The sequence below is a fragment of the Enterobacter adelaidei genome, assembly GCF_041937165.1.
GTDB lineage: Bacteria > Pseudomonadota > Gammaproteobacteria > Enterobacterales > Enterobacteriaceae > Enterobacter > Enterobacter adelaidei.
In genome coordinates this window covers 3,703,584-3,719,845 of sequence record NZ_CP154353.1, presented here as the reverse complement: position 1 = coordinate 3,719,845, position 16,262 = coordinate 3,703,584, and the positions used below count along the sequence as shown (strand labels likewise).

The window sequence follows — 16,262 nt, the reverse complement described above, 5'->3', positions numbered from 1 at the left end:
AGTTTGTGGCGCTCGCCGTGTTCGGGTATACTACTTTCCCGTCCTGGTTATTCCATCGTTTCACCCTAACTTCTCAGGTTCAGCATGACAACGAACTATATTTTTGTGACCGGCGGGGTCGTATCCTCTCTGGGTAAAGGCATTGCCGCAGCCTCCCTCGCAGCCATTCTTGAAGCCCGTGGCCTCAATGTGACCATGATGAAACTGGATCCGTACATCAACGTCGATCCGGGCACCATGAGCCCAACCCAACACGGGGAAGTGTTCGTTACTGAAGACGGCGCTGAAACCGATCTGGATCTTGGCCACTACGAGCGTTTCATCCGTACCAAAATGACCCGTCGTAACAACTTCACGACTGGCCGCATCTATTCCGACGTTCTGCGTAAAGAGCGCCGTGGTGACTACCTGGGCGCGACCGTGCAGGTTATCCCACACATCACGAACGCAATTAAAGAACGTGTTCTTGCCGGTGGCGAAGGGCATGACGTGGTGCTGGTTGAAATCGGCGGTACTGTAGGGGATATCGAATCCTTACCATTCCTGGAAGCGATTCGTCAGCTGGCGGTGGATATTGGTCGTGAACACGCGCTGTTCATGCACCTGACGCTGGTGCCTTACATGGCAGCCGCAGGTGAAGTGAAAACCAAACCGACTCAGCACTCGGTGAAAGAGCTGCTCTCCATTGGTATTCAGCCTGACATCCTGGTTTGCCGTTCCGATCGTGCTATCCCGGCGAACGAACGTGCGAAAATTGCATTGTTCTGTAACGTGCCTGAAAAAGCCGTTATTTCAATGAAAGATGTCGATTCCATTTATAAAATCCCGGGCCTGTTGAAATCACAGGGCCTGGACGATTATATTTGTAAACGATTCAGCTTGAACTGCCCGGAAGCAAATCTGTCCGAATGGGAACAGGTTATTTACGAAGAAGCTAATCCGGCTGGTGAAGTGACTATCGGTATGGTCGGCAAGTATATTGAACTGCCGGATGCCTATAAGTCAGTGATCGAAGCGCTGAAACACGGTGGTCTGAAGAACCGTGTCTCCGTGAATATCAAGCTGATTGATTCGCAGGATGTTGAAACGCGTGGCGTTGAAATCCTGAAAGATCTGGATGCAATTCTGATCCCTGGCGGCTTCGGCTACCGTGGTGTAGAAGGCAAGATCGCCACCGCGCGCTATGCGCGTGAGAACAATATTCCATACCTCGGCATCTGTCTGGGTATGCAGGTTGCGCTGATCGAATTTGCGCGCAACGTAGCGGGAATGGAAAACGCGAACTCTACGGAATTTGTGCCAGACTGTAAGTACCCTGTAGTGGCGCTTATCACTGAATGGCGTGACGAAGACGGTAACGTCGAAGTCCGTACCGAGAAGAGCGATCTGGGTGGCACCATGCGTCTTGGCGCACAGGCCTGCCAGCTGTCCGACGATAGCGTGGTTCGCAAGCTGTATGGCGAGTCAACCATCACTGAACGCCATCGTCACCGCTATGAAGTCAACAACATGTTGTTGAAACAAATTGAAGCCGCGGGTCTGCGTGTTGCGGGCCGCTCCGGGGATGATCAGTTAGTCGAGATCATTGAAGTGCCAAACCATCCGTGGTTTGTCGCCTGCCAGTTCCACCCGGAATTTACTTCAACGCCACGTGACGGGCATCCGCTGTTTGCAGGCTTCGTGAAGGCCGCCAGCGACTACCAGAAGCGTCAGGCGAAGTAAAAAAAGTTAGAACGGCAACGCGTACCCCTGGTACGCGTTGTTTGTCTGGAGTTTTAGTTTAACTTGTACTGAGGAAAATCTAATGTCCAAAATCGTTAAAGTCATCGGTCGTGAAATCATCGACTCCCGTGGTAACCCGACCGTTGAAGCCGAAGTTCATCTGGAAGGTGGTTTCGTCGGTATGGCAGCAGCTCCATCAGGTGCTTCTACTGGTTCCCGCGAAGCGCTGGAACTGCGCGATGGCGACAAATCCCGTTTCATGGGCAAAGGCGTACTGAAAGCGGTTGGCGCTGTAAACGGTCCTATTGCTCAGGCAATCCTTGGCAAAGACGCCAAAGACCAGGCTGGCATCGACAAGATCATGATCGATCTGGACGGTACTGAAAACAAATCTAACTTCGGTGCGAACGCAATCCTGGCTGTTTCCCTGGCGAACGCCAAAGCAGCAGCTGCAGCGAAAGGTATGCCACTGTTCGAACACATTGCTGAACTGAACGGCACCCCAGGCAAATACTCCATGCCAGTACCAATGATGAACATCATCAACGGTGGTGAGCACGCGGACAACAACGTTGATATTCAGGAATTCATGATTCAGCCAGTTGGCGCGAAATCCCTGAAAGAAGCGGTACGCATGGGTTCTGAAGTGTTCCACAACCTGGCTAAAGTTCTGAAAGCTAAAGGTATGAACACTGCTGTTGGTGACGAAGGTGGTTATGCGCCAAACCTGGGTTCTAACGCAGAAGCACTGGCAGTAATCGCAGAAGCAGTTAAAGCTGCTGGCTACGAGCTGGGCAAAGACATCACCCTGGCGATGGACTGTGCAGCATCTGAATTCTACAAAGACGGTAAATACGTTCTGGCTGGCGAAGGCAACAAAGCGTTCACCTCTGAAGAGTTCACTCACTTCCTGGAAGACCTGACCAAACAGTACCCAATCGTTTCTATCGAAGACGGTCTGGACGAATCTGACTGGGCTGGTTTCGCATACCAGACCAAAGTACTGGGCGACAAAATCCAGCTGGTTGGTGACGATCTGTTCGTAACCAACACCAAGATCCTGAAAGAAGGCATCGAGAAAGGCATCGTTAACTCCATCCTGATCAAATTCAACCAGATCGGTTCTCTGACCGAAACTCTGGCTGCGATCAAAATGGCGAAAGACGCTGGCTACACCGCTGTTATCTCTCACCGTTCTGGCGAAACTGAAGACGCTACCATCGCTGACCTGGCTGTTGGTACCGCTGCAGGCCAGATCAAAACCGGTTCTATGAGCCGTTCTGACCGTGTTGCTAAATACAACCAGCTGATTCGTATCGAAGAAGCTCTGGGCGAAAAAGCACCATACAACGGTCGTAAAGAGATCAAAGGCCAGTAATAGCCTTTAAGCCTTAGAATGAAAATGCCAGTCGAATGACTGGCATTTTTTTTGGCTATTTAAAATCGACTGCCATCTGTTCGGGGATTGTTAGCCCCTGAGTCGTCTGTACGCAGCGGGCGATATAATCCGTAAAGCGGGGTGGCTTCGGCATCCCCATGCTCAACAGCTTATCGTTGCTGAAGCGCACGTTAAGCGTGGCAAACGCACCGTATAAACGCATTGCTTTTAGCATCAGACGTTCGTTGCATGGACCAAAAATATTTTTCAATTCGCGGCGCATTCTAACCAGCGTTTCGTAGCTGACCTGAGCATACCGATCGCCAACAGGGGCTTTCTCTAGCGCCTGCGCCATGGCCTGATCGATATCCGCAAAGCGAACGCTATTATCTTCCCCAGCAGAAATATGTACCACTTCCCCAGGACGAGCGTTGCTGGTGAGCAGCATTAACAACGCATCGGCGCAATAATCCACCGGAACAACGTCGATTCTGTCTTCCATTGAGCACATAAACTTCTGCAGCATCAGGCCCATGCTAAAGACCCAGAAAATGCTGCTCGACGGCGTGCAGCCGTGACGAGTATGGCCGACGACGATGGACGGGCGAGCGATGAGCAACGGCAGGTTCGGGCACTCCTGGCGCATCAGCTGTTCGATAGTTGACTTCGAAAACGTGTATTCCACCAGGTGTTCTGCATTTTCTCTGAATTCAGCGCTTTCAGCGACCAGGGAATCCTGTTCCGGCGTGCATGACATTGCCGTGCCTACGTGCAGGAAACGCTGTAAGGCCGTCACCCGTTCCATGCGACGCGCCAGCGCCAGCGTGCCCTCGACATTGACCTTCCAGATCAGCGGATTATTACCAAAAGACGCAACAGCTGCACAGTTAACGACGTGCGTGACCTGGTCCAGGCGAGGATCGTCCAGAAATGCTTCCGGCTGGCTGAGGTCACCAATGAGGATATTATCTACGCTCAGAGAAGCCAGTTTATTCTCAGGCACATTGAATTTGCGCATGTTCTCTTGCACACGCTCCAGCCCACCCTGCGGATCGCTGGCACGCGCGAGCAAAAGGAGTTTTACGGGTTTATCATTGGTCAGTATTTTTTCGAGTACTGCACCGCCCAGAAATCCTGTTACGCCTGTAATCAATAACATCTTCATTAATACCGTCTCATTATGGTTGATGAGGCGGATTGTAGGCGCACAAAAGTAAACGGCATTTAAATAATAAAACGCCGAAAATGAAGGCTTCTTAAGCTTATTTTAAGAAAAGGAAATCAGGTGGATGTATTTGACATTGTGGAAAGGTAAAAAATTCAAATTATAAAAAAGAATATTTTAAATTAATGATTTTAAAGATCTTTTATAAGCTCAGTCTTACTATTAATAGTTATTCAAAATGTAATAAGCAAAATACTTTGTTACACCATTCATTTGTCCGGTAAATGATTTAAGTGAAACTGAATACCAAAAACCGCAGGCTGTTTTATTTAGCCTGCGAACTATTTTTAGAGTAACAGAGGGAGCGTAGCGCTGGCCGTTTGCTGGCTAACGTCGCCATAATGGCCATCCAGCGCAATCATGGAGGTGGTCAGCAGCTCGACCAGCAGCATGACGCCAACTTTAGCATTGAGTGCGCCAGCGCTAAGAGGCCCTTCGGGCTTGGCGGCAACCAGCTGAATATCGCTCAGGGAAGCCAGCGGGCTACGGGGGGTATTGCTGAGGGCTAACACCTTGACGCCGCGCTTGCGTGCAAGTTTCACCACGTGGAGTAAATCCCGCGTTGAACCCGAACTGGAGATGGCCACGACCAGGGTCTCCTTCGAAAGGGTCGTCGCATTCATGGCTGCGCGGTGCATATCACTAAACAGCTGTGCGGGTTTGCCCAGCCGCAACAGCTTGTAATGCAGGTACTCACCGAGGATCGCGCTGGCCGCAACGCCATAAATCTGCACGGATTGCGCCTTGTGCAGCGCTAGCGCCGCCTTTTCAAGCAACGCCCGGTCAAGGAGTCTGGCAGTATCCTGCAAAGCCTGTACTGACTCATCAACAACGTTATCAATTTCATCTCCGGTCTGTCGCGCGGGCTGGCCCTGCTGAATATCCAGAGCAAGCGCCATTTTAAATTCGTTATATCCCTTGCAGCCCAGCGTGCGGCAAAGACGCGTGACGCTGGCCTCGCTGGTGCGACTTTCGCGCGCCAGTTCAGTGATCGTCAGGTAGAGCACCCGGGTAGGATCGTTGAGGACAAACTCGCCAAGTTTTTGTTGCGTTGGGCTGTACCCGGAAGCCTCCTGGCGTAGCTTCAGCAGCAGGTTTTCATGGTCTGACATGCTAGATCCTTAATGCGTTTCTCTGCGACTAGTGTGGCGGAAAGCAGGGGAAAGATGCCAGTCATTTTGAAAAAGTATGATCATCCTCCTGGTTTTTGATGGTAATTTTCATGTATTTGTGTTTTTGTGGTAAAAATTTTCATCATTAAATGAGAGGATGAAAAAATGATGCAAATGTTCAGCGGGGCTTCTTCTGGGGGATGGTTTGAAAAAGCGCAGCGCTTTGGCAAATCCTTTATGTTACCTATCGCCGTATTGCCAGCAGCAGGTCTGCTGCTGGGGATAGGTGGCGCGTTATCGAATCCAAATACCCTCGCGGCATATCCGTTTTTGGATGTGAGCTGGCTTCAGGCCATCTTCACTATCATGAGCAGTGCGGGTTCAATTGTGTTTGCGAACCTCTCGGTGCTGTTTGCAGTTGGGGTGGCTGTCGGGCTGGCAAAAAGCGATAAGGGCACGGCAGGGCTGGCGGCGTTGCTCGCTTTTCTGGTGATGAATGCCACCATTAACGCGCTGCTGATCCTCACCGGAAAACTGGCGCATGATAATCCTGGCGCTGTGGGGCAGGGCATGACGCTGGGGATCCAGACCCTGGAAACCGGTGTGTTTGGTGGCGTGGTGATCGGTCTCGTGACCTGCGCTCTCCATCACCGGTTTAATAAAATTGCGCTTCCGCAATTTCTGGGCTTCTTTGGCGGTTCACGTTTTGTTCCCATTATCAGCTCGCTGGCAGCAATACTCGTCGGGGCTGTCATGACCGTCGTCTGGCCGCATTTCCAGAAACTGATCTTTGGTCTGGGTGGGCTGGTGGATGCGACGGGTTATCTGGGCACAATGCTCTATGGATTTATTTTGCGTATGCTCGGCCCATTCGGTTTACATCACATCTTCTATCTTCCTTTCTGGACTACCACGCTCGGCGGGAGTGAGATCGTCAACGGTCACCTGGTCGAAGGCACACAGCGGATCTTCTTCGCGCAACTGGCCGATCCTACGACGCGTCAGTTTTACGAAGGGACGTCGCGCTTTATGTCCGGGCGCTTCATTACGATGATGTTTGGCCTGCTCGGTGCATGTCTCGCGATGTACCACACGGCAAAACCCGAGAACAAAAAACGCGTCGCCGGGCTGCTGCTCTCTGCGGCATTAACCTCGTTCCTGACCGGGATTACCGAGCCTATCGAGTTCTCCTTCCTGTTTATTGCGCCGGTGCTTTACGTCATTCATGCGCTGTTTGACGGGCTGGCGTTCATGCTCGCACACATGCTGCATATCACCATCGGGCAAACCTTCTCCGGCGGTTTTATCGACTTCGTGCTGTTTGGCATTCTTCAGGGTGAGGCCAAAACCCACTGGATGTTCGTACCGCTGGTCGGCGTGCCGTGGTTCTTCCTCTACTACTTCACGTTCCGCTATCTGATTAACCGCTTTGATTTTGCCACGCCGGGGCGTGAAAAAGAGGCGGTGGCGGATGAGGTCAGTCTGCCGCAAAGCGAGCGCGCTGCAGCGGTAATCGCCGGGCTGGGTGGAAAAGACAATCTGGACGAGGTGGACTGCTGCGCCACGCGCCTTCGTGTCACGGTGAAAGACGGCAGCAAAGTGAATGAAGCAGCATTGAAAGCCACCGGTGCACGCGGCGTCATTGTGCGCGGTAACGGTGTTCAGGTCATTTATGGCCCGCATGTCACGATTATCAAAAACGAAGTTGAAGAGATCTTATCGTAATGAAAACTGTACTGGATAACCTGAAAGGAAAACTGGTCGTCTCTTGTCAGGCGCTGGAAAATGAACCTCTGCATAGCCCGTTTATTATGTCACGGATGGCGCGGGCAGCGTTTCAGGGCGGGGCTGCTGCCATCCGCGCCAACAGCGTGGTGGATATTGCGGCCATTAAACAGGAGGTTTCTTTACCCGTTATCGGCATCATCAAACGGGATTATCCTGGTAGCGCGGTGTTTATCACTGCGACAATGAAAGAAGTGGATGAGCTGATGAGCGTCTCTCCGGAAATCATTGCCCTTGATGCGACTGCGCGCGAGCGTCCTGGCGGTGAATCACTGTCAACGCTGGTCAGCCACATCCGTACCCGCTATCCCGGGATAGTGCTGATGGCGGATATATCCAGCGTAGAAGAAGCCGAAACCGCGCAGGAACTGGGCTTTGATTGTGTTGGAACCACGCTTTACGGCTATACGGCGGAAAGTGCGGGTCATGCTTTACCTGATAATGACTGCGCATTCCTGAAGGATGTGCTGGCTGCCGTCACGGTTCCGGTGGTTGCCGAAGGCAACGTCGATACCCCTGAGCGCGCGGCCAGATGCCTGGCACTGGGAGCGCATATGGTGGTCGTGGGTGGGGCAATCACCCGTCCACAGCAGATCACTGAACGGTTTATGGCAGCGATTGGCGCGCAAAGCACCGATCGAGCATGACCATCTGGCGGGGATCTGCGATAATTATCGTTTATCCCCTTTACTGAGATGACTATGCAGTACCCGATTAACGAGATGTTCCAGACCCTGCAAGGCGAGGGTTACTTTACCGGCGTTCCCGCTATTTTCATTCGTTTACAGGGATGCCCGGTTGGCTGTGCCTGGTGTGATACCAAACATACGTGGGATAAGCTCGCAGATCGGGAAGTGTCGCTGTTTAGCATTCTGGCGAAAACCAAAGAGAGCGATAAGTGGGGCGCGGGCAGTTCAGAAGATCTGCTGGTCATTATTGGTCGTCAGGGCTGGACGGCGCGCCATGTGGTGATCACCGGGGGGGAACCCTGCATCCACGATCTGACGCCGCTAACCGAGCTGCTCGAAAAGAACGGTTACAGCTGCCAGATTGAAACCAGCGGTACCCATGAAGTGCGTTGTTCCCACACCACGTGGGTGACGGTATCACCCAAAGTGAATATGCGCGGCGGATACGATGTCCTGTCTCAGGCGCTGGAACGTGCAGATGAGATAAAACACCCGGTAGGTCGCGTGCGTGATATTGAAGCACTGGATGAACTGCTGGCAACCCTCTCGGATGAAAAGCAGCGGGTCATTGCCCTGCAGCCTATCAGCCAGAAAGAGGACGCGACGCGCCTGTGCATTGAAACCTGTATCGCGCGTAACTGGCGTCTGTCGATGCAGACGCACAAGTACCTGAATATAGCCTGAAAAAAAGCCCGGTTTAACCGGGCTTTTTTTACTCGCCGCGATAGACGCAGCCGGCGGTGCAGGTCTCTTTAATCATCACTGCGCTCAGCAGCGGTACCAGCGGTTTCATCTGATCCCAGATCCATTTTGCCAGCACTTCGCTGGTCGGGTTTTCAAGGCCCGGAATATCATTCAGGTAATAGTGATCCAGACGATCGTAAGTTGGCTTAAATGCCGCTTTCAGCTCGGCAAAATCCATGATCCAACCGGTATGCGGATCGACTTCACCGGTGATCTCAAGACGCACCATAAACGAGTGCCCGTGCAGACGGCCACATTTATGTCCTTCAGGAACATGAGGAAGGTGGTGGGCGGCTTCGAAGGTGAAATCTTTAAACAGTGTGGTGGACATGATCGCTCTCAGTAATGCGGAAAAAACCGCCGCATAGTACCGGAAAGCACAATTTTTAGCATTAACTAAAACGGCTCTGAAGCCTGGACCGCAGGAAGTGGCCATTTTTTGTGATCTTTGTTGTGATATTTCAATTAGTTAATTAATCTGTTTTATCGTTAAGCATGATAACTAAAACAGGTTAGTCCATTTGGTTATTTATTATTTCCATCCCTTCTTTAATTGTTAGTATCCTCACCGTTAACCTTATCTTCAGTTTGGATTTATTCGCTTAAAGTCCGCTTGGCTACTGGAACATAACGACGCATGACGACACAGGCCCCACCTTCAAATTTGCTTCCCCTGAACCCGGAGCAACTGGCGCGCCTTCAGGCTGCCACCTCTGATTTTTCTCCCACTCAGCTTGCCTGGGTCTCCGGTTATTTCTGGGGAATGCTCAATCAGCAACCGGGCGCTGTGGCTGCCGCTCCGGCAACGGCCGTAGAAATTCCGGCCATTACGTTGATTTCCGCCTCGCAGACGGGCAATGCCCGCCGTGTGGCTGAAGCGCTGCGTGACGACCTGCTGGCTGCCAGACTGAACGTGAACCTGGTCAACGCCGGGGATTATAAATTTAAACAGATCGCGTCAGAAAAACTGCTGGTGGTTGTCGCCTCAACGCAGGGGGAAGGTGAGCCTGCTGAAGAAGCGGTGGCGCTGCATAAGTTCCTGTTCTCGAAAAAAGCGCCAAAACTGGACGGCACGGCTTTTGCGGTGTTTGGCCTGGGCGATACCTCTTATGAATTCTTCTGCCAGTCTGGTAAAGATTTCGACAGCAAACTGGCTGAACTGGGCGCAGAGCGTTTGCTGGATCGCGTTGACGCCGACGTGGAATACCAGACCGCCGCTGCTGAATGGCGTGCCCGCATCGTTGAGGTGCTGAAAGCGCGTGTCCCGAAAGAGACGCAGGCACAGGCCGCGTTTACCGCGACGGGTGCCGTCAACGACATCCATACCAGCCCTTACACTAAAGAGGCTCCGCTGGCCGCGAGCCTGTCGGTTAACCAGAAAATTACCGGCCGTGATTCTGAAAAAGACGTGCGCCATATCGAAATCGATCTCGGTGACTCAGGCCTGCGTTACCAGCCGGGCGATGCGCTGGGGATCTGGTATCAGAACGATCCTGCTCTGGTAAAAGAGCTGGTCGAACTGCTGTGGCTGAAAGGGGATGAGCCTGTCACTGTGGAAGGCAAAACGCAGCCGCTCTCTGAAGCGCTGCAGTGGCATTTCGAACTGACGGTGAATACCCCGAATATTGTAGAAAATTACGCTACCTTAACCCGCAGCGAATCGCTGCTGCCATTCGTGGGTGATAAGGCGAAGCTGCAGCATTACGCGGCGTCAACGCCAATTGTCGATATGGTGCGTTTCTCTCCGGCTCAACTGGATGCCGATGCGCTGATCGGCCTGCTGCGTCCGCTGACCCCGCGTCTGTACTCCATCGCCTCTTCGCAGGCCGAAGTGGAGAGTGAAGTGCATGTTACCGTCGGCGTGGTGCGCTACGACATCGAAGGCCGCGCCCGCGCGGGTGGGGCATCAAGTTTCCTGGCGGATCGCGTGGAAGAAGAGGGCGAAGTGCGCGTCTTTATCGAGCACAACGACAACTTCCGCCTGCCTGCGAACCCGGAAACCCCGGTCATCATGATTGGCCCAGGCACCGGCATTGCGCCGTTCCGCGCCTTCATGCAGCAGCGCGCGGCAGATGAAGCGCCGGGTAAAAACTGGCTCTTCTTCGGCAACCCGCACTTTACGGAAGATTTCCTCTACCAGGTTGAGTGGCAGCGCTATGTTAAAGAGGGTGTACTGACCCGCATCGATCTGGCCTGGTCTCGTGACCAGAAAGAAAAAGTATACGTACAAGACAAACTGCGCGAACAGGGCGCAGAGCTGTGGCGCTGGATCAATGACGGTGCCCACATTTATGTCTGCGGCGACGCTAATCGCATGGCGAAAGACGTTGAGCAGGCGTTGCTGGAAGTGATTGCCGAATTCGGTGGTATGGATGCCGAAACGGCAGATGAATATTTAAGTGAGCTGCGCGTTGAGCGCCGTTATCAGCGAGATGTCTACTAATGAGCGAAAAACATCCAGGGCCACTGGTGGTCGAAGGTAAACTGACAGACGCCGAGCGCATGAAGCTGGAAAGCAACTACCTGCGCGGCACCATTGCTGAAGATCTGAATGACGGTCTCACCGGCGGTTTCAAAGGCGACAACTTCCTGCTGATCCGTTTCCACGGTATGTACCAGCAGGACGATCGCGATATCCGCGCCGAGCGTGCTGAACAGAAGCTGGAGCCGCGTCACGCGATGCTGCTGCGCTGCCGCTTGCCGGGTGGGGTGATCACCACCAAACAGTGGCAGGCGATCGACAAGTTTGCCGGTGAAAACACGATTTACGGCAGCATCCGCCTGACTAACCGTCAGACCTTCCAGTTCCACGGCATTCTGAAGAAGAACGTGAAGCCGGTACACCAGATGCTGCACTCGGTTGGGCTGGACGCGCTGGCGACCGCCAACGACATGAACCGTAACGTGCTCTGCACCTCGAACCCGTATGAGTCCGAGCTGCACGCCGAAGCCTATGAGTGGGCGAAGAAGATCTCTGAGCATCTGCTGCCGCGCACGCGCGCTTATGCGGAGATCTGGCTCGATCAGGAAAAAGTCGCCACCACCGACGAAGAACCGATCCTTGGCCAGACCTATCTGCCGCGAAAGTTCAAAACCACGGTAGTGATCCCGCCGCAGAACGATATCGATCTGCACGCCAACGACATGAACTTCGTAGCGATTGCTGAAAACGGCAAGCTGGTGGGCTTTAACCTGCTGGTGGGCGGCGGCCTGTCCATCGAACACGGCAACAAGAAAACCTATGCCCGCACCGCGAGTGAGTTTGGCTTCCTGCCGCTCGAGCATACGCTGGCCGTGGCGGAAGCGGTGGTAACCACCCAGCGCGACTGGGGTAACCGTACAGACCGTAAAAACGCGAAAACCAAATACACCCTGGAGCGCGTGGGCGTTGAGACGTTTAAAGAAGAAGTAGAACGTCGCGCCGGCATTAAATTTGAGCCGATCCGCCCTTACGAATTCACCGGTCGCGGCGATCGCATTGGCTGGGTAAAAGGCATTGACAATAAATGGCACCTGACGCTGTTTATCGAAAACGGCCGTATTCTGGATTATCCAGGGCGTCCGCTGAAAACCGGTTTGCTGGAAATTGCGAAGGTCCACAAGGGTGAGTTCCGCATTACCGCCAACCAGAACCTGATCATTGCTGGTGTGCCTGAAAACCAGAAGGCGAAGATCGAGAAACTGGCGCGCGATCATGGGTTGATGAATGCGGTGAAACCGCAGCGCGAAAACTCGATGGCCTGCGTGTCATTCCCGACCTGTCCGCTGGCAATGGCCGAAGCGGAGCGTTTCCTGCCGTCATTCACTGACAAAGTAGAAGCGATTCTGGAAAAACACGGTATTCCGGACGAGCATATTGTTATGCGTATTACCGGCTGCCCGAACGGCTGCGGCCGCGCAATGCTGGCAGAGATGGGACTGGTGGGTAAAGCGCCAGGCCGTTACAACCTGCATCTTGGTGGCAACCGCATTGGTACGCGTATCCCACGGATGTACCGTGAAAACATTACTGAATCGGAGATCCTCGATTCGGTGGACGAACTGGTTGGGCGCTGGGCGAAAGAGCGTGAAGCGGGTGAAGGCTTCGGCGACTTTACGGTGCGTGCGGGCATCATTCGCCCGGTGCTCGACCCGGCCCGGGATTTCTGGGAGTAACAACGCGAGGTGATTATGTCCGTACTCGATCTAAACGCCCTGAACGATCTGCCAAAAGTCGAGCGCATTCTGGCGCTCGCAGAAACCAACGCCCACCTGGAAAAGCTGGACGCCGAAGGGCGTGTGGTATGGGCGCTGGAAAACCTGCCGGGTGACTATGTGCTTTCGTCGAGCTTTGGTATTCAGGCGGCGGTCAGTTTGCATCTGGTGAATCAAATTCGTCCGGACATTCCGGTGATCCTCACCGATACCGGCTACCTGTTCCCGGAAACCTACCAGTTTATTGACGAGCTGACGGACAAGCTCAAGCTGAACCTCAAAGTTTACCGCGCGACGGAAAGCGCGGCCTGGCAGGAGGCGCGCTACGGTAAACTCTGGGAGCAGGGCGTTGAGGGCATTGAGAAATACAATGAGATCAACAAAGTTGAGCCGATGAACCGGGCGCTGAAGGAGCTTAATGCACAGACCTGGTTTGCAGGGCTACGCCGCGAGCAGTCCGGCAGTCGCGCCACGCTACCCGTGCTGGCGGTTCAGCGCGGGGTGTTCAAAGTGCTGCCGATCATCGACTGGGATAACCGGACGGTGTATCAGTACCTGCAAAAGCACGGGTTGAAATACCATCCGCTGTGGGATCAGGGTTACCTGTCGGTGGGGGATACCCACACCACGCGTAAATGGGAACCGGGAATGGCAGAAGAAGAGACGCGATTCTTTGGCCTCAAGCGCGAGTGCGGACTGCACGAAGGGTGATCCCATTTCCTCCCTCTCCCTGTGGGAGAGGGTCGGGGTGAGGGCATCAGGGCGCACTAGGCCTTATTAGCTTTCGCCAGCTCCTTCACCAGCGGCAGCATCACCTTCACTACATCACGACTGCGGTGTTCAATCCGCTGCGGCAGTGCGCTATCAATGTGTTGCTGATTATCCAGCATCACGTTATGCCAGCTAATCCCGTCCGGGAAGGCTTTCGATTTAGCCCGCTGCTGATAGCCATCTTTCTTCCCCAGTGCCCAGTTAGTTGCTTCCACATACAGCACCGGAATACCCGCTTTATCGAACACCTCACCATCGTTACAGCAGCCTGTTCCTCGCGGATAATCAGGATTGCCGCCTGGGTTACTGGTGGCATAGACCCCATGGCTGCGGGCAATCGCCAGTGCCCGGTCGCGCGTCAATTTTCGCACGGTACCCGGCGTACTTTGTCCGCTGTTGAAATAGAGCTTATCGCCGACGATCAGGTTATCGAGGTTGATCACCAGCAGGGTATTTTTCTTCTCTTTGGCGCTCATGCGCTTCAGGAGATTCTCAGCGCCGAGTTTGCCTTCTTCTTCACCACTGGTGGCAACGAAACGAATCCCGTATTTAGTCGGTATATCCTTCATTCGTTCTGCCAGTTCGAGCATCACGCCCAGACCCACGGCGTTATCATCCATACCCTGCAGCGTCAGACCACCGAGATTGTTATCGGTATCGGTGTCGCTCATTGGGGCGTAGGTATCGAGGTGCGCCATAATAATGATCTGCTCATCCGCGCTACCTTCGTGAGCCGCAATAACCGTACTACCGGTCACGTTATGCCAGTTTTTGGTTTTATTGCGTGAGGTATAGATATAGCGGCTGTGAAACGTGCGGATATCGCTCTGGTAACCCATGTCGGCAAACTGCTGACGAATATAGTCGGCGGAGAGCATTTCCGCGGGGGAACCGGTCATGCGGCCAGGAAATACGGTGGCAATATGTCGCGCCTGCGTATTCGCGATTTCACCATACGGTTGATTTTTTGCCTGAGCCGGAAGGATGAAGCAAACGCCGAGCGCCAGGGCAGCAATACGGTGGCGCGTTGCGGAAAACATAGTGAGTCCTTAAAAAACAGAGCAAAATTTTAACCCGCCTAGTATGAAACTGTGATCGTCCATACACAATTTGAATTGCTCTTAAATGCCCGAAATTTCGCGTGTTAAGCACTTTTTGATATTTGCTTTTTCATGGCGTTATTCCATTGAGTAACTACTCATTCCAATTCGTAATTTCATTCGGTCTAAGCCGCCCCCTATAGTCCCTTTATTCCTCGTTGTTAGTGAGTTGCTGCTGTGGACTATCTGCCCTTATTTGCTGCGATTAAAGATAAGCCGGTGCTGGTTGTTGGCACAGGTGAGATTGCCGATCGCAAAATCGTATTTCTGCAGCGCGCAGGGGCGCAGGTGCGGGTCGTTGCAGGGGCGGATTTCGACGAATCACAAATCGACAGCGTGGTGCTGGTGATTGCGGCGACGGATGACCGCGAGCTGAACCGACGGATCTCAGATGCTGCTCAGGCGCGTTACCGTCTGGTGAACGTGGTGGACGATCAGTCTTTATGCTCCTTTATCTTCCCGTCGATTGTTGATCGCTCCCCGCTGCTGGTCGCTATCTCCTCCGGCGGTACCGCACCGGTGCTGGCGCGCGTATTGCGGGAAAAAATCGAAGCGCTGTTGCCAACCAGTCTCGGACGTATGGCAGAGAAAGCGAGCTACTGGCGCAATCATCTGAAAACCCGACTGACCAGCGTGACGGAACGTCGTCGCTTCTGGGAACGCGTGTTTCGCGGCCGCTTTGCCAGCCTGATGCATGCCGGCAATGAGACAGCGGCGCAGAAAATTCTTGAAGACGAACTGGATAACCCCGGCAGCACCGGCGGGGAGATCATTCTGGTAGGTGCAGGGCCGGGCGATGCAGGGCTCCTGACGCTGCGCGGCCTGCAGGTGCTGCAGGACGCGGACGTGGTGTTCTACGATCACCTGGTTACTGACGGCATACGCGAACTGATTCGCCGCGATGCCGAGCAAATCTGCGTCGGAAAACGGGCTGGAGAGCACTCGGTGCCGCAGCACGACACCAATCAGATGCTGGTTGACGCCGCCAAAGCGGGCAAAACTGTGGTTCGTCTGAAAGGGGGCGATCCTTTCATTTTCGGTCGTGGCGGCGAAGAATTGCAGGCAGCAGCCGAAGCGGGGGTGCCGTTCCAGGTGGTTCCCGGCATCACGGCGGCTTCTGCGGTAACGGCTTATGCCGGTATTCCGCTGACCCACCGCGATTACGCCCAGAGCGTGACCTTTGTGACCGGCCACTACAAGGCCGACAGCACGCCGTTCGACTGGTCCCACCTCGCTCAAAGCCGACAGACGTTGGCTATCTATATGGGCACGATGAAGGCGGCGGACATCAGCGAACAACTTATTCAGCACGGTCGCGAGGCGAAGACACCTGTTGCCGTTATTTCTCGCGGTACGCGCGTCGATCAGCACGTTGCTATCGGCACCCTTGACGATCTTGCAACCCTGGCGAAAGACGCCCCTATGCCCGCCCTGATCGTGGTGGGGGAAGTGGTGCAGCTGCACAGCACGCTCGCCTGGTTTCAGCACACAACCGACACAGAAGGCTTTGGTTCTTCTGTTATAAATTTGGCTTAAGGAACG

Annotated in this window: 13 protein-coding genes; 9 read left to right on the top strand and 4 right to left on the bottom strand. The window is 53.7% G+C overall.

All coding sequences use genetic code 11. From position 1 onward, the window contains the following. Positions 1 to 84 precede the first annotated feature (84 nt). Both pyrG and eno read left to right on the top strand, forming a co-directional pair. Positions 85 to 1,722, top strand: a complete 1,638-nt coding sequence (gene pyrG, locus AAHF05_RS18090) for a glutamine hydrolyzing CTP synthase (protein WP_028016879.1) — start codon at positions 85 to 87, stop codon at positions 1,720 to 1,722. Positions 1,723 to 1,804: 82 nt separating this feature from the next. Further along, complete coding sequence (gene eno / locus AAHF05_RS18085; RefSeq protein ID WP_028016878.1) at positions 1,805 to 3,100, top strand: phosphopyruvate hydratase; 1,296 nt, start codon at positions 1,805 to 1,807, stop codon at positions 3,098 to 3,100. A 55-nt stretch (positions 3,101 to 3,155) separates the two neighbouring features. On the opposite strand, the gene AAHF05_RS18080 is transcribed toward eno, so the two are convergent. Together AAHF05_RS18080 and AAHF05_RS18075 are read right to left on the bottom strand one after the other, a co-directional pair. Beyond that, entirely contained in the window at positions 3,156 to 4,265 is a 1,110-nt protein-coding gene (locus AAHF05_RS18080; RefSeq protein ID WP_374936405.1) for an SDR family oxidoreductase, read from the bottom strand. Between the two features lie 347 nt (positions 4,266 to 4,612). Continuing rightward, positions 4,613 to 5,437 carry a MurR/RpiR family transcriptional regulator gene (locus tag AAHF05_RS18075; protein ID WP_129323641.1) on the bottom strand — a complete coding sequence of 275 codons (825 nt, stop codon included), beginning with the start codon at positions 5,435 to 5,437 and terminating at the stop codon, positions 4,613 to 4,615. A 165-nt stretch (positions 5,438 to 5,602) separates the two neighbouring features. Here AAHF05_RS18075 and AAHF05_RS18070 point away from each other — a divergent pair, with 165 nt between their 5' ends. From AAHF05_RS18070 to queE, 3 genes are read left to right on the top strand one after another with little or no spacing between them, the layout of a single operon-like run. Beyond that, positions 5,603 to 7,162: a maltose/glucose-specific PTS transporter subunit IIC gene (locus tag AAHF05_RS18070; protein ID WP_129323640.1), complete on the top strand. Its 1,560-nt coding sequence runs from the start codon at positions 5,603 to 5,605 to the stop codon at positions 7,160 to 7,162. After that, positions 7,162 to 7,869, top strand: a complete 708-nt coding sequence (locus tag AAHF05_RS18065) for an N-acetylmannosamine-6-phosphate 2-epimerase (protein ID WP_129323639.1) — start codon at positions 7,162 to 7,164, stop codon at positions 7,867 to 7,869. The genes AAHF05_RS18070 and AAHF05_RS18065 overlap by 1 nt, the downstream gene beginning before the upstream one ends. A gap of 54 nt (positions 7,870 to 7,923) precedes the next feature. Next, positions 7,924 to 8,595 (top strand): 7-carboxy-7-deazaguanine synthase QueE, encoded by a 672-nt coding sequence (gene queE, locus AAHF05_RS18060; RefSeq protein ID WP_129323638.1) that lies wholly within the window; start codon positions 7,924 to 7,926, stop codon positions 8,593 to 8,595. A gap of 28 nt (positions 8,596 to 8,623) precedes the next feature. Here the strand turns inward: queE and queD are convergent, their stop codons facing one another. Further along, positions 8,624 to 8,986 carry a 6-carboxytetrahydropterin synthase QueD gene (gene queD / locus AAHF05_RS18055; protein WP_010434567.1) on the bottom strand — a complete coding sequence of 121 codons (363 nt, stop codon included), beginning with the start codon at positions 8,984 to 8,986 and terminating at the stop codon, positions 8,624 to 8,626. 306 nt (positions 8,987 to 9,292) lie between these two features. On the opposite strand from queD, the gene cysJ reads away from it, so the two are divergent. From cysJ to cysH, 3 genes are read left to right on the top strand one after another with little or no spacing between them, the layout of a single operon-like run. Continuing rightward, positions 9,293 to 11,098: an NADPH-dependent assimilatory sulfite reductase flavoprotein subunit gene (cysJ, locus tag AAHF05_RS18050; protein ID WP_129323637.1), complete on the top strand. Its 1,806-nt coding sequence runs from the start codon at positions 9,293 to 9,295 to the stop codon at positions 11,096 to 11,098. Continuing rightward, on the top strand, positions 11,098 to 12,810 hold the full coding sequence (cysI, locus tag AAHF05_RS18045; protein ID WP_049007375.1) for an assimilatory sulfite reductase (NADPH) hemoprotein subunit: 1,713 nt from the start codon (positions 11,098 to 11,100) through the stop codon (positions 12,808 to 12,810). The genes cysJ and cysI overlap by 1 nt, the downstream gene beginning before the upstream one ends. Before the next feature lie 15 nt (positions 12,811 to 12,825). Then, complete coding sequence (gene cysH, locus AAHF05_RS18040) at positions 12,826 to 13,560, top strand: phosphoadenosine phosphosulfate reductase (RefSeq protein WP_049007376.1); 735 nt, start codon at positions 12,826 to 12,828, stop codon at positions 13,558 to 13,560. A 56-nt stretch (positions 13,561 to 13,616) separates the two neighbouring features. Here cysH and AAHF05_RS18035 read toward each other — a convergent pair whose 3' ends face one another. Next, positions 13,617 to 14,660, bottom strand: coding sequence for an aminopeptidase (locus AAHF05_RS18035; protein WP_129323636.1), 1,044 nt, complete (start codon positions 14,658 to 14,660; stop codon positions 13,617 to 13,619). A gap of 246 nt (positions 14,661 to 14,906) precedes the next feature. Here AAHF05_RS18035 and cysG point away from each other — a divergent pair, with 246 nt between their 5' ends. Beyond that, positions 14,907 to 16,256: a siroheme synthase CysG gene (cysG, locus tag AAHF05_RS18030; protein ID WP_164989096.1), complete on the top strand. Its 1,350-nt coding sequence runs from the start codon at positions 14,907 to 14,909 to the stop codon at positions 16,254 to 16,256. Positions 16,257 to 16,262 lie beyond the last annotated feature (6 nt).